This window comes from Pseudomonas sp. B21-009 (genome assembly GCF_024749345.1).
GTDB lineage: Bacteria > Pseudomonadota > Gammaproteobacteria > Pseudomonadales > Pseudomonadaceae > Aquipseudomonas.
The window spans coordinates 5,154,981-5,168,333 of record NZ_CP087199.1 but is presented as its reverse complement, the minus strand read 5'-3'; the positions used below and the strand labels follow the sequence as shown (position 1 = coordinate 5,168,333).

The window sequence follows — 13,353 nt, the reverse complement described above, 5'->3', positions numbered from 1 at the left end:
GCGCTGAAACGATCAAGGGTCGCCGGGCCTGTAACCAGGCCCGGCAGGACAGCTCAGTGGGCCAGCGAGCCGAACAGCGAGTGTGGGCGCGCGTCGTCGATATGGATATCGACGAACTGGCCGATCAGCTTGGGATTGTCGCAGCGAAAGTTGACGATACGATTATTCTCGGTACGCCCCTGCAACTGGCCAGGATCGCGGCGCGAGTAGTCGGTGACCAGAATGCGCTGGACCGTACCGACCATTTGTCGGCTGATCTCGAAGCCCTGGGTGTCGAGGCGGTGCTGCAGGGCCTTGAGGCGCTCTTTTTTCAGTTCTTCCGGGGTTTCGTCCGGCAAGTCCGAGGCCGGGGTGCCCGGGCGCTGGCTGTAGACGAACGAGTAGGAAAAATCGAAACCGACGTCGGCCACCAGCTTCATGGTCTGCTCGAAGTCTTTCTCGGTTTCGCCGGGGAAGCCGACAATGAAGTCCGAGCTGATGCAGATGCCCGGTACCGCCGCCTTGAGCTTGCGCAGCTTGGACTTGTATTCGAGGACAGTGTGGTTGCGCTTCATCGCCGCCAGCACCCGGTCGGAGCCCGATTGCACCGGCAGGTGCAGGTGCTTGACCAGCTCCGGCACCTCGGCGTGGGCCTGGATCAGGCTGTCGGAAAATTCCAGCGGGTGCGAGGTGGTGTAGCGGATGCGCTCGATGCCATCGACGGCGGCGACCACGCGGATCAGCTCGGCAAGGTCGGCAAGGCGGCCGTCGTGGGTCTGGCCGCGGTAGCCGTTGACGTTCTGCCCCAGCAGGGTGACTTCACGCACGCCGTTCTCGGCCAGGTGGATGACCTCGGCCAGCACGTCGTCGAACGGCCGGCTGACTTCCTCGCCGCGGGTGTAGGGCACCACGCAGAAGGTGCAGTACTTGCTGCAGCCTTCCATTACCGAGACATAGGCGGTGGGGCCGTCGATACGTGGCTCGGGCAGGTGGTCGAATTTTTCGATCTCCGGGAACGACACATCGACCTGCGGCAGGCGCGTGGTGCGCGCCGCGTCGATCATCTCCGGCAGGCGGTGCAGGGTCTGCGGGCCGAAGACCACATCGACATACGGCGCGCGCTTGCGGATCGACTCGCCTTCCTGGCTGGCCACGCAGCCGCCGACGGCGATGACCATGTCCGGTTTGAGGTCCTTGAGTTCACGCCAGCGGCCCAGCTGGGAGTACACCCGGTCCTGGGCACGCTCGCGGATCGAGCAGGTGTTGAGCAGGATGACGTCGGCGTCCTCGGCGCGGGCCGTGACTTCAAGGGCTTGATGTTCACCCAGCAGATCGACCATGCGCGAGCTGTCGTACTCGTTCATCTGGCAACCGTGGGTTTCGATGTAAAGCTTCTTGGCCATGGGAGATCATCTGGTAATTCGAAGAACCGCACATTATAAGGGGCCGGCGCCGTGGATCCTAGCGTTGTCGGCCCGGTGCCTATGTTATAGTTTGCGACTTCTTTACCACCCTTGATTGTCCCCGCCAAAAATGACCAAACGCGAAGCTCCGATCTACAAAGTGATCTTTCTCAACCAGGGCCAGGTGTACGAGATGTACGCCAAACAGATCTACCAAAGCGATCTGTGGGGCTTCCTTGAGGTCGAGGAGTTTGTCTTTGGCGAGCGCACCCAGGTGGTGGTCGACCCGAGCGAAGAAAAGCTCAAGGCCCAGTTCGAAGGCGTGGTGCGCAGCTTTGTGCCGATGCATTCGATCGTGCGTATCGACGAGGTGGAGCGTCTGGGCACGCCGAAGATCAGCGAAGCACGCGGTACTGGCAATGTAATGCCATTCCCGATGCCAATGCCGGAAAAGTAAGCGGGGATCAGGGCAGCGGCGAGAAGGGCGTGCGGCCTTCGGCGGTCTGCAGCTCCAGCAGGTACTTGCGGAAAATCTGCCCCAGCACCTGGGTGGCGACTTCCAGTTCATCGCGGGGCATCTTCGCAGACACCTCGTCGGCCATGTCCAGGGCATCTTCGGCGCCGTTGACCGCCGCCATCTTCAGCACGATGTAGGCCTGCACATTGTTGGCCGCCACACCTTCACCCTTGTAGAACATGCTGCCCAGGCGGTATTGCGCCTCGGCGTGGCCTTGCAGCGAGGCTTGCTCGAAGTAGCTCAGGGCCTGGTTGAGGTCGCGCGGGGTGTTGGTGCCTTCGTAGTAGAACTCACCCAACTCGTACTGGGCCTGGGCATCCCCGGACTTTGCCGCGTCCTGGCAGGCGGCGAGGGCTTGCGGCAGGTCTTCGGGCTGGGAATCGAGGGTGCAGCGGCCCGTTGCCGGAATCAGCAACGAGTTACCGCCTGCCGTGGCCAGCAGGGGCTGAAGAAGCAACAGGCAGCCCAGGGCGAGGGCGCGGCCGGTGCGGTTCATGGGGATCGACATACCTCTGCAAAGCTGCGGCCAAAGTGTCTGGTGGCACATTATGGGATAAGCAGCGCCTACCTTACAAAGTCTTTACTCGATTTTCTGCTTTGCAAGGCCCCATCGCGGGGCAATCGTGCGCCTGCAGGCGCACGATTGCCCCGCGATGGTCCATTGAATTACAGCTTGGCAAACGCCTTCTCAGCCGCATCCAGGGTGATCTGCAGCTCGGTGTCACCGTGGGCGATCGAGGTAAAGCCGGCTTCGAAGGCGCTTGGCGCCAGGTACACGCCACCTTCGAGCATCAGGTGGAAGAAGCGCTTGAAGCGCTCGGCATCGCTGGCCATGACGTCATCGAAAGTAACGATATCGTCGGCGCCACTGAAGTACAGGCCGAACATGCCACCGGCCTGGGTGGTGACGAACGGGATGCCAGCAGCATCGGCGCGCTGTTGCAGGCCATCGAGCAGGCGGCTGGTGAAGGCGCTCAGCTCGTCATGAAAGCCCGGGCGGCTGATCAGCTTGAGGGTGGTCAGGCCGGCGGCCATGGCCAGCGGGTTGCCCGACAGGGTGCCGGCCTGGTAGACCGGGCCCAGCGGCGCGATCTGTTCCATGATCTTGCGCTTGCCGCCGAAGCAACCGACCGGCATGCCGCCGCCGACGATCTTGCCGAAGGTCGACAGGTCCGGAGTAACACCATAGTGCGCCTGGGCGCCACCCAGGGCGACGCGAAAGCCGGTCATCACTTCGTCGAAAATCAACACCACGCCATGCTTGTCACACAGCGTACGCAGGCCTTCGAGGAAGCCCGGCGCCGGTGGCACGCAGTTCATGTTGCCGGCTACCGGCTCGACGATGATGCAGGCGACCTCCTGGCCGACTTCGGCGAGCATCTTCTCGACCGCGTCGATGTCGTTGAACGGCAGGGTCAGGGTGTGTTTGGCGAAGGCTGCCGGCACGCCGGCCGAGCTTGGCACGCCCTGGGTCAACAGGCCGGAACCAGCTTTGACCAGCAGGCTGTCGGAGTGGCCGTGGTAGCAGCCTTCGAACTTGATGATGCTGTCGCGGCCGGTGTAGCCACGGGCCAGACGGATGGCGCTCATGGTCGCCTCGGTGCCGGAGCTGACCATGCGGACCATTTCCATCGAGGGCACGATCGAGCAGACCAGGTCAGCCATTTCGGTTTCCATGGCGGTTGGCGCGCCATAAGACAAACCGTGTTCCAGCTGCTTGCGCACCGAGTCGAGCACGTCCGGGTGGCTGTGGCCGAGGATCATCGGGCCCCAGGAACCAACGTAGTCGACGTAGCGTTTGTCATCTTCATCGGTGACATAGGCGCCAGCGGCATGCTTGAAGAACAGTGGCGTGCCGCCAACGCTCTTGAACGCCCGCACCGGCGAGTTGACGCCACCGGGGATGTGTTTCTGGGCGTTGGCAAACAGGGTTTCGGAACGAGACATGATGGGCTCTCTCAATCAGGCAGAAGCGAACAGGGCGTTGAAGGCGTGGGCACGGCGGGTGACTTCCTGCGTGCTGTCGGCGCCGAACAGGCCGTGAATCACCGCCAGCAGGTCGGCGCCGTGGGCGACCAGCGGGGCGGCGTTGTCGAGGGTGATGCCGCCGATCACGCAGATCGGCAGCTTGATGCGGGTGCGCGCTTGTTCCAGCAAGGCGATGTCGGCGGCGGGCACGCCCGGCTTGGTCACCGAGTTGAAGAAGCGGCCAAAGGCGACGTAGCTGGCGCCTTCTCGGGCGGCCTGCTCGGCCAGGTCCAGTTGCGCGTGGCAGGTTGAACCAATGATTGCGTTGCGCCCGAGCAGGGTCCGCGCCGGGGTCAACGGCCCGTCGGTCTGCCCCAGGTGCACGCCGACGCCCAGGCGTGCGGCCAGTTCGGCGTCATCGTTGATGATCAGTTGGGTCTTGTAGCGCTCACACAGCTTGGCCAGGGCTTCGGCTTCGCGCAGCCGACGGGACTCGTCCTGGCTTTTGTCACGGTACTGCAGCAAGGTCACGCCGCCTTCAAGCGCCGCTTCGACATAGGGCAGGAACTTGCCGGCCAGCAACTGGCTGTCAGTGATGGCATACAGGCCGCGTAACTTCATGGTGTAGACCTCAAGCGAAGATCAGGAACAGAAATCCAGGGGCAGGCGGCGCGGCACGTACTGGCCTTTGCCCAGTTGCTCGGCGTCGCGCAGGGTTCGCCAGGTGTAGTCCAGGGCCGAACGCACCGCGCTTTGCAGTTGCTCGCCAAGGGCCAGGCGGCCGGCCAGGGCGCTGGCCAGGGTGCAGCCGGAACCGTGGTAACTGCCGGGCAGGCGCTGGCAGGTCCAGGTATGACGCTGGCCGTCGCGGCTGTACAGGCGGTTGTGGATTTCGTGTTCGTCACCGTGACCGCCGGTGATCAGCAGGTGTCTGACAAACGGCAGGAGTTTTTCGGCGCATTCATCGGCGCTGCCGTCGGGCAGCTCGGCCAGGATGCGCGCTTCGGGAAGGTTGGGGGTAGCAATGGTTGCCAGCGGCAGCAGGCGTTCGCGCATGGCGTAGCCGACTTCATCCTTGCCCAGGCGGCCACCGCCGCCAGCGCGCAGGACCGGGTCGCAGACCAGCGGCAGGTGCGGGTGGGCACTGAGCAGTTCGACCACGGTATCGACCATTTCGGTCGAGCCGAGCATGCCCAGCTTGACCGCCGCTACGGTCGAATCGGCCAGCACGGCATTGGCCTGGGCCAGTACCCACTCGCGGTCGAGGACACGGAAGTCAGTGACATTGACGGTATCCTGAACGGTCAGGGCGGTCACGGCCGGAGCGGCATGACAGCCTTGCGCAATCAGGGCTTCGATATCTGCCTGCAAGCCGGCACCGCCACTGGGGTCGTGGCCGGAGAGACAGAGGACAACGGGGCGGGAGCTGTAGGTATTCATGGTGCGCGAGCTTATCACCAAACGCTTTTGCTGGGTCCGCCCCGGCGCCGGGGATTTTTCAACGGGCGTTTGAACTGTACTTGTGAAATCGCTGAAAGTGGCGTTCTAGAGCCTTCGGCGTAAAGTTTTCAGTGGCATCTGGCAGGCTCGGAAAGCTATGCTAGAGTGCTCGAATAAACCGATAACGGTTACTGCCGGATTGCATCGCCTCAAACGGACAGGAGGCTACGCGACGCGACCGGGACAGGCCATGCTGGGGCTGTATGCGCTATTTGCTGATTGTTGTGCTGGGCTGGTTGCCGTTACTGGCCCTGGCGGTCGATTTCGACGACTCCACCCGCAGCTTGCCGCTGGGGCAAGTGATGCAAGTGTTCGAAGACCGCGATGGCAATGCCAGCATTGCGCAGGTCAGTGCGCCCTCGTTCGCCGAGCATTTTCGCCCGCATCGGGCCGAGGTCCTCAACGCCGGTTACTCCACCTCGGTGTTCTGGTTGAAAGTCCAGCTGCGCTACACCGCCTTGCCCTCGGCTGCGCCCCGCGCCTGGTTGCTGGAACTGGCCTACCCGCCGCTCGATCACCTGGAACTCTACCTGGCCGACGCCAGCGGCACCTTCCACCTGGCCCAGCGCACCGGCGACGCCTTGCCCTATGCCAGCCGGCAGATCAAACAGAACAACTACCTGTTCGAATTACCGTTCACCCCCGGCCAGACCACCACCGCTTATTTGCGCCTGCACAGCGAAGGTTCGGTGCAAGCGCCGCTGACCCTGTGGTCGGCCCAGGCTTACCTCGAAGCACAGCCCACCCGCTTGTACGTGTTGGGCCTGATCTACGGCGTATTGCTGGGGATGCTGGTGTACAACCTGTTCATCTACCTGAGCGTACGCGACACCAGTTACCTGTATTACATCCTCTACATCGCCTCGTTCGGCCTGTACCAGGTGTCGGTCAACGGCGCTGGCGTGGCGTATTTCTGGCCGGACAGTCCCTGGTGGGCGAACGCCGCCACGCCGATGTTCATCGGCGCGGCAGGTTTGTTCGGTTGCCAGTTTGCCCGCAGTTTCCTGCAATTGAGCAATCACAGCCGTGTCTTCGATGCAGTGCTCAAGGTGCTGATGGGCTGCGGCGCGCTGGTCATGCTGTTGTCGCTGACCAGCAGCTACGGTGTTGCCCTGCGCCTGGCCACCGCCTTGGCCCTGCTGTTTACTGTGTGCATTTTCGCCGCCGGGATTTTCGCCTGGCGCCGCGGTTTGCGCGTGGCCCGCTACTTCATCATCGCCTGGTCGGCATTCTTGCTCGGCGGCCTGGTCAACACCCTGATGGTGCTGGGTTATCTGCCGAACGTGTTCCTGACCATGTATGCCAGCCAGATCGGTTCGGCGCTGGAGGTCGGCCTGTTGTCCCTGGCCCTGGCCGACCGCATCAACAGCATGCGCGACGAGCAGGCCCGCACCCTGCGCGAAACCGGCCGTACCCTGGAACAGCTGAACATCGAGCTGGCCAACAGCAACCGTCTCAAGGACCAGTTCCTGGCTACCGTCACCCACGAACTGCGCACGCCGATGAACGGTGTGATCGGTTCGCTGGAACTGATGCAGACCATGTCGCTGGACGGCGAGCTGGCCCAGTACCAGCACACCGCAAGCTCCGCGGCCCAGGACATGATGGGCATGGTCGATGACATCCTCATCCTCACCGAACTGCAGGCCGGCCGCCTCAGCGCGCAAAATGCACCGTTCAGCCTGCGCTCGCTGCTGCAGGAAGTGCGTGCCGAATACGCCGCGCCGGCCATGGCCAAGGGCTTGTACCTGAGCCTGGATATCCCGGCGGAGCTGCCTGACGTACTGATCGGCGATCGACACAAGCTGGCCATGTGCCTGGGTTACCTGATGGACAACGGCATCAAATTCACCCACCAGGGTGGAGTCATGTTGCAGGCCCGCGGCACACGGCTGGGGCCGGACCTGTTGGGCCTGAGCATCAGTGTCAGCGACAGCGGCATCGGTTTTGACTGCCTGGACGAAGCCACGCTTTACCAGCGCTTCTTCCAGGTCGATGGTTCGATGACCCGTGAATACGGCGGTCTGGGTATTGGCCTGGCGATCTGCCGGCAGCTGGTCGAGTTGATCGGTGCACGCCTGCAGCACGAATCCAACCCGGGCCTGGGCAGCCGTTTCGAGCTGAACCTGAGCGTGCCCTTGAGCCCGCCCCAGGCGCAGTTGGGCATGCCTCGGCCAGGGTTAAACCACGGCTAGTTAGGCGTTTTTGTCACTTTGACAGGGGGGCAGGGCGTGATTCACTGAAAATTCAGTCACGCCAGGATCCAGGAGGCCCCTCGATGAACCTGCACCAGTACGCTGAAACCCATGAGGTCACCAACCAGCCACCGTCCCTGGACGGGGCCAACCTGTACCGCATCGACCTGCCACTGCAGGAATGGTCGCGGCGCTACGGGGCGGGTTGGGCGCAGGAGCGCATCGACGCGTACGGAGCCCTGGCCGGCGGGCCGCTGATGGCCGCAGGCTTTCTGGCCAACCAGAACAAGCCGCAGTTCAGCAGCCATGACCGTTATGGCCATCGCATCGACCTGGTGGAGTTCCATCCGGCCTATCATGAGCTGATGCGCACGGCCATCGAGCATGGCCTGCCGTCCTTGCCCTGGACCGACCCGCGTGAAGGCGCGCATGTCGCCCGCGCCTCGATGACCTACCTGCACAGCCAGGCCGAAGCCGGCAGTGGTTGCCCGCTGACCATGACCTTTGCCGCGGTGCCGGCGCTCAAGCTGCAACCTGAGCTGGCCGAGTACTGGCTGCCGAAAGTGCTGGCCACCGAATACGACCCGCGCAATCTCGGCGATCGCCACAAGGCCGGCGTGACCCTGGGCATGGCCATGACCGAGAAGCAGGGCGGCACCGATGTGCGTGCCAACACCACCCGTGCCTATCCGGTGGGTGCGCCCGGCCCGGGCCAGGCCTATGAGCTGGTCGGACATAAATGGTTCTGTTCGGCGCCGATGTGCGACGCCTTTTTGACCCTGGCGCAGACCGACAAGGGCTTGAGCTGCTTCCTGCTGCCGCGCCACCGCCCGGATGACAGCCGCAACCAGTTCTATATCCAGCGCCTGAAGAACAAGCTCGGCAACTGCTCCAACGCCTCCAGCGAGGTCGAGTTCCGTGGCGCCCTGGCCTGGATGGTCGGCGAAGAAGGACGCGGCGTGCCGACCATCATCGAGATGGTGGCCATGACCCGCTTCGACTGCATGGTCGGCTCCAGCGCCCTGATGCGTCAGGCCCTGACCCAGGCTGCCCATCATTGTGCCCATCGCCAGGTCGGCGGGCGCTTGCTGGCCGAGCAGCCATTGATGCAGAACGTGTTGGCCGATCTGGCCCTGGAAAGCGAAGCGGCGCTGGCCCTGAGCCTGCGCATGGGCCGCGCCCTCGACCAGCCGGATGATCCGCACCAGGCGCGTTTTGCCCGCTTGATTACCGCCGTGGGCAAGTACTGGATCTGCAAGCGTGCGCCGGCAATGATCAACGAAGCGGCCGAATGCATGGGCGGCGCCGGTTATGTCGAAGACAGCATCCTGCCGCGGCTGTACCGCGAAGCGCCGGTCAACTCGACCTGGGAAGGTTCGGGCAATGTCCAATGTCTGGACGTGTTGCGGGCACTGTCCAAGGAGCCAGGTGTGCTCGACACGTTGTTCGCCGAGCTCGGTGATGGCCACGGCGACCCGCGCCTGGCCGCACATATCGGTAACCTCAAGGCGGCCTTTGCCGACACCGCAGACATCCAGTACCGCGCCCGCCAGCTCACCGAAGACATCGCCGTCGGCCTGCAGGCCAAGCTGCTGCTCGAAGCCGGTAACGCCGCGGTCAGCGATGCCTTTATTGCCAGCCGCCTGGGCGGCAATGGCCGGGTGTATGGCGTACTGCCCCGTGGCGTCGACGTCGCCGCGCTGGTGCAACGCTCGACCCCGAACTGGCCGCTCTAACGTGCGTGCCTTTGCCGCCGGATATAGGCAAGATGGGCGTATGCATGTCAGACAGGAAGTACATTGTGAGCCGTACTGATGAAGCCTTCGTTGTCGTAGCAACCGCCGAGCAGGCCGTCGATCGCCTCGCCGCCCTGCACGAACAAGCCACCGCGGCCCTGAGCCAGGCGCTCAAGCGCTACCTCAAGGACCGTACCGAGCCGGATGCCGAGGAGCGCGCACTGTTCCGCTACCCCGAGCTGCGCCTGACCTACCAGTACCATGGCGAAGTGCCGGCGATCACCCGCGCCTATGCCAAGGTCCAGTTGCCGGGCACCTACAGCGTGACCGTGACCCAGCCGGCGGCGTTCCGGGCTTACCTGCTGGAGCAATTGAAGCCGCTGATGCGCGACTTCACCGTCACGGTTGAAGTGGGCGTCAGCCAGCAGAACATTCCTTACCCCTATGTGGTCGAGCAGGGCGATGAGCTGGCCGGTACGGGCATTACGGCTGCGGCGCTGGCGCGGGTGTTCCCCAGCACCGATCTTTCTGCCGCCACCGACGGCATCGCTGACGGCCTGTACGACTGGGCCAACGTCGACCCGTTGCCGCTGGCGCTGTTCGACGCCGCGCGGGTGGATTTTTCCCTGCGCCGCCTGGTGCATTACACCGGCAGCGACTGGCGCCATGTGCAGCCGTGGATCCTGCTGACCAACTACCACCGCTATGTCGACCAGTTCATCAGCCACGGCCTCGAGCGGTTGCGTGACGACCCGCGTTTCGTACGCATGGTCCTGCCGGGCAACGTGATCATCGAAAAGGCCATGGACAACGGCGAAGCGCAGGCCCTGGTCGCCGGAGTGGTGTGGCACCGCTACCAGATGCCGGCCTACCACCTGATCGCCGCCGATGGCGACGGCATCACCCTGGTTAACATCGGCGTCGGCCCGTCCAACGCCAAGAACATCACCGACCACCTGGCGGTACTGCGCCCGCATTGCTGGCTGATGATCGGCCACTGTGGCGGCCTGCGCCAATCGCAGACCATCGGCGACTACGTGCTGGCCCACGCCTACATGCGCCGCGACGGGATTCTCGACCGGGTAGTGCCGCCGAACATTCCGATTCCGGCCCTGGCCGAAGTGCAACTGGCCCTGCAGGAAGCGGCGGCGCAAGTGACCGGCGAGCGTGGCGACGAGCTGAAAAAGCGCCTGCGCACCGGCACCGTGCTGACCTACGACGACCGTAACTGGGAGTTGCGCTGGGCGCAGGAGCGGCCGTTGATCAACCTGTCGCGGGCGGTGGCGGTGGACATGGAAAGCGGCACCATCGCCGCCCAGGGCTATCGTCTGCGGGTACCCTACGGCACTTTGCTGTGCGTTTCCGACAAGCCGCTGCACAGCGAGATCAAACTGCCGGGGGCTGCCAACGCCTTCTACAACCGGGCGGTCAGCCAGCACCTGAAGATCGGCATCGCTGCCCTCGACCTGCTGCGTACCGAGCTCAACTCGCTGCACTCGCGTAAACTGCGCAGTTTTGACGAGCCGCCGTTCCGCTGAGGCCCCATGTCGTTACCCCCACGCTCCAAGCCGCGGCGCCCCGCGGCCAAACCCGCCGGCCCGCGTCGCCACGCCAAGGCGCCGCCGGCCGAGCCGCGGTTGATCCTGTTCAACAAGCCCTTTGACGTGCTGACCCAGTTCAGCGACGGCGAAGGGCGCGCGACCCTCAAGGACTTCATCGCCATCCCCGGCATCTACCCGGCTGGGCGCCTGGACCGTGACAGCGAGGGCCTGCTGCTGTTGACCAACGACGGCCAGTTGCAGGCGCGGATCGCCGACCCCAGGCACAAGCTGGCGAAAACCTATTGGGTACAGGTAGAAGGGGAGCCGAGCGAGGAGCAACTGCAGCGATTGCGCGATGGCGTCGAGCTCAACGACGGCCCGACCTTGCCGGCCCAGGCCCGTCAGCTCGACGAGCCCGAATTGTGGCCACGCAACCCGCCGGTACGCTTTCGCAAAAGCGTACCGACAAGCTGGCTGGAGCTGGTCATCAAGGAAGGGCGCAACCGTCAGGTGCGGCGCATGACCGCTGCCGTCGGCTTGCCGACCCTGCGCCTGGTGCGCGTGCGGATCGGCGACTGGAGCCTGGATGGCCTCGATCAGGGCCAGTGGCGGGAAGTACCGGCCAGGCTTTAGACGCCTTCGATAAAGCCGATCACCACGCTTTTGATGATGAAGGCGAGGATGCCCAGGCCCAGCACGAAAAACAGGATGAAGGTGCCGAACTTGCCGGCCTTGGATTTTTTCGCCAGGTCCCAGACGATAAAACCCATGAAACCAATCAGGATGGTGACCAGGATGGTCATCATCCATTCTTCGAACAACGCAGGATCCATCGATACTCTCCGGCAGGTTGAGGCGCGCGATTATACGCCGCCGTTGCCAGCCTGACTAACGCAGGTGCGTGAGCGGCAGTTCGGTGCTGGCCAGTACCTGGTTGAGAACAAAGCTGGAGCGCACGCTGGTCACGCCTTCGATACGGGTCAGGTGGCCGAGCAGCAACTGCTGGTAATGGTCCATGTCGGGCACCACGACTTTCAGTTGGTAGTCGGCATCCATCCCGGTCACCAGGCTGCATTCGAGCACCTGCGGCAGGCTGCGGATCGCCGCTTCGAAGGTCTCGAAGCGCTCGGGAGTGTGCCGGTCCATGCCGATCAGCACATAGGCGGTCAGGCTCAGGCCGAGCTTCTTGCGGTCGAGCAGGGCGACCTGGCGGGCTATGTAACCGTCGTCTTCCAGTTGCTTGACCCGGCGCGAGCAAGGCGAAGGCGACAGGCCGATGCGTTCGGCCAGTTCCTGGTTGGAGATACGCGCGTCGCGCTGCAATTCGGCAAGAATGCTCAGGTCATAACGGTCGAGCTTGCTCATGGGATTGGCCTTTTCTGTTTCGATTGCGTCGAATTATCAATCTGTAGGCAAAAATTGCGCAAGTGATATTTAAATGAGCAATCTTCGCAATCCTCTGCCGCTGCCATCGCCGTATTCTTATCACCAGAATCACTGCCCGGACATCAGTCCAGTGCGGCGGGCCGAATCAGGCCAGCTGCGGCCAGCAACCCCACCAGGTTGTGCTCGGCCCCCGGGCTACACACTGTCCACAAGACGGCGTGAGGTGAGCCGGTGTCACAAGCGCCGAGCACGGACAAAATTCTCAAAGGGAGACCCCAGGGTCTCCCTTTTTTATTACTCAAATTTCATCTGGCGGCCGATAACCCCTGGCAGACGGCCTGATAGAGTAATCACAGGCCCCTTGTTATCGGTCCGAGAGGAAAGTATGAAGTCGCGTGTCTGGGGTATGGCGGGTGTGGGTGTGCTGTGCATGAGTGTCAATCTGCCGCTGCTGGCTGAGGGGCAGGGAGCTTCACCCTTGCAGTCGCGGCCCGATGAAGTGCGCCAGACCCAGGAGCCGCGCACCGGCTATTACCAGGATATCCCGCGGCGCAACGACAACCGCTATTACCACGCCGGTGGCGGCGGGCATGGGGATGGCCACGGCAATGGCTGGGGGCCGGGGCCGCAATACCGCCCGGGGCAAACCATCGAACACTTCCCCGAGCAGTACTGGAAAGTACCCTATCGCGGGCATGACTACTTCTATTCCGGCGGTTACTGGTATCGCCCGCAAGGCCCGCGTTATGTGGTGGTGACTCCGCCCTATGGCGTGCGGGTCAACTACCTGCCCGACTATGCGCAGCAAGTGTGGATAGGCAGTGCGCTGTTCTTTCTGGCGGCAGGGACGTATTACCAGTACCTGGAAGACAGCCGCGAGTATGTGGTGGTCAACCCGCCGGCGGCCAGTGCTGTAGATCAGGATCTGCAGCAAAATCGTGACCGATATGAGTGTTATCGCCGGGCAGTACAGCAGACCGGTTTTGACCCGGCTGCGGCCAGCTACGCGCCGTCGCCGCAGGTGGCCGATAACTATCGGCGGGCGCAGGCTGCTTGCTTGAGTGGCCGGGGTTACAGCGTCAATTGAACCGGGGCATGCAGTTCCATTGTGGGACCCGGCCTTGCCAA

Annotated in this window: 13 protein-coding genes; 6 read left to right on the top strand and 7 right to left on the bottom strand. The window is 63.4% G+C overall.

Going from position 1 to position 13,353, the window contains the following annotated elements; all coding sequences use genetic code 11:
• Positions 1-53: 53 nt before the first annotated feature.
• Positions 54-1,382 carry a tRNA (N6-isopentenyl adenosine(37)-C2)-methylthiotransferase MiaB gene (miaB, locus tag LOY34_RS23835; RefSeq protein ID WP_045199840.1) on the bottom strand — a complete coding sequence of 443 codons (1,329 nt, stop codon included), beginning with the start codon at positions 1,380-1,382 and terminating at the stop codon, positions 54-56.
• Between the two features lie 130 nt (positions 1,383-1,512).
• On the opposite strand from miaB, the gene LOY34_RS23830 reads away from it, so the two are divergent.
• The gene (locus LOY34_RS23830) at positions 1,513-1,839 is read left to right on the top strand and encodes a DUF1820 family protein (protein ID WP_010222917.1); all 327 of its coding nucleotides are present in this window, start codon (positions 1,513-1,515) and stop codon (positions 1,837-1,839) included.
• A gap of 7 nt (positions 1,840-1,846) precedes the next feature.
• On the opposite strand, the gene LOY34_RS23825 is transcribed toward LOY34_RS23830, so the two are convergent.
• From LOY34_RS23825 to LOY34_RS23810, 4 genes are all read right to left on the bottom strand, one after another.
• Entirely contained in the window at positions 1,847-2,395 is a 549-nt protein-coding gene (locus LOY34_RS23825) for a tetratricopeptide repeat protein (RefSeq protein ID WP_045199838.1), read from the bottom strand.
• A 170-nt stretch (positions 2,396-2,565) separates the two neighbouring features.
• Positions 2,566-3,846, bottom strand: a complete 1,281-nt coding sequence (hemL, locus tag LOY34_RS23820) for a glutamate-1-semialdehyde 2,1-aminomutase (RefSeq protein ID WP_045199836.1) — start codon at positions 3,844-3,846, stop codon at positions 2,566-2,568.
• A gap of 15 nt (positions 3,847-3,861) precedes the next feature.
• Positions 3,862-4,488: a thiamine phosphate synthase gene (thiE, locus tag LOY34_RS23815; RefSeq protein WP_045199834.1), complete on the bottom strand. Its 627-nt coding sequence runs from the start codon at positions 4,486-4,488 to the stop codon at positions 3,862-3,864.
• A gap of 21 nt (positions 4,489-4,509) precedes the next feature.
• Positions 4,510-5,307 (bottom strand): hydroxymethylpyrimidine/phosphomethylpyrimidine kinase, encoded by a 798-nt coding sequence (locus tag LOY34_RS23810; RefSeq protein WP_045199832.1) that lies wholly within the window; start codon positions 5,305-5,307, stop codon positions 4,510-4,512.
• A 263-nt stretch (positions 5,308-5,570) separates the two neighbouring features.
• Between LOY34_RS23810 and LOY34_RS23805 the strand changes: the two genes are divergently transcribed.
• From LOY34_RS23805 to LOY34_RS23790, 4 genes are all read left to right on the top strand, one after another.
• A complete protein-coding gene (locus tag LOY34_RS23805; RefSeq protein ID WP_195885112.1) occupies positions 5,571-7,562 on the top strand; it encodes a hybrid sensor histidine kinase/response regulator in 1,992 nt (663 codons plus the stop codon).
• Positions 7,563-7,645: 83 nt separating this feature from the next.
• Positions 7,646-9,298: an acyl-CoA dehydrogenase family protein gene (locus LOY34_RS23800; protein WP_195885111.1), complete on the top strand. Its 1,653-nt coding sequence runs from the start codon at positions 7,646-7,648 to the stop codon at positions 9,296-9,298.
• A 32-nt stretch (positions 9,299-9,330) separates the two neighbouring features.
• Positions 9,331-10,836: an AMP nucleosidase gene (gene amn, locus LOY34_RS23795; RefSeq protein ID WP_401292543.1), complete on the top strand. Its 1,506-nt coding sequence runs from the start codon at positions 9,331-9,333 to the stop codon at positions 10,834-10,836.
• A 6-nt stretch (positions 10,837-10,842) separates the two neighbouring features.
• Positions 10,843-11,472, top strand: a complete 630-nt coding sequence (locus LOY34_RS23790; RefSeq protein ID WP_045199823.1) for a pseudouridine synthase — start codon at positions 10,843-10,845, stop codon at positions 11,470-11,472.
• On the opposite strand, the gene LOY34_RS23785 is transcribed toward LOY34_RS23790, so the two are convergent.
• Both LOY34_RS23785 and LOY34_RS23780 read right to left on the bottom strand, forming a co-directional pair.
• Complete coding sequence (locus LOY34_RS23785) at positions 11,469-11,672, bottom strand: DUF2788 domain-containing protein (protein ID WP_010222926.1); 204 nt, start codon at positions 11,670-11,672, stop codon at positions 11,469-11,471. The two genes, LOY34_RS23790 and LOY34_RS23785, sit on opposite strands and share 4 nt — an antisense overlap.
• Before the next feature lie 55 nt (positions 11,673-11,727).
• Positions 11,728-12,204, bottom strand: a complete 477-nt coding sequence (locus LOY34_RS23780) for an Lrp/AsnC family transcriptional regulator (RefSeq protein WP_010222927.1) — start codon at positions 12,202-12,204, stop codon at positions 11,728-11,730.
• Positions 12,205-12,610: 406 nt separating this feature from the next.
• On the opposite strand from LOY34_RS23780, the gene LOY34_RS23775 reads away from it, so the two are divergent.
• Positions 12,611-13,312 (top strand): DUF6515 family protein, encoded by a 702-nt coding sequence (locus LOY34_RS23775; RefSeq protein ID WP_195885110.1) that lies wholly within the window; start codon positions 12,611-12,613, stop codon positions 13,310-13,312.
• Positions 13,313-13,353 lie beyond the last annotated feature (41 nt).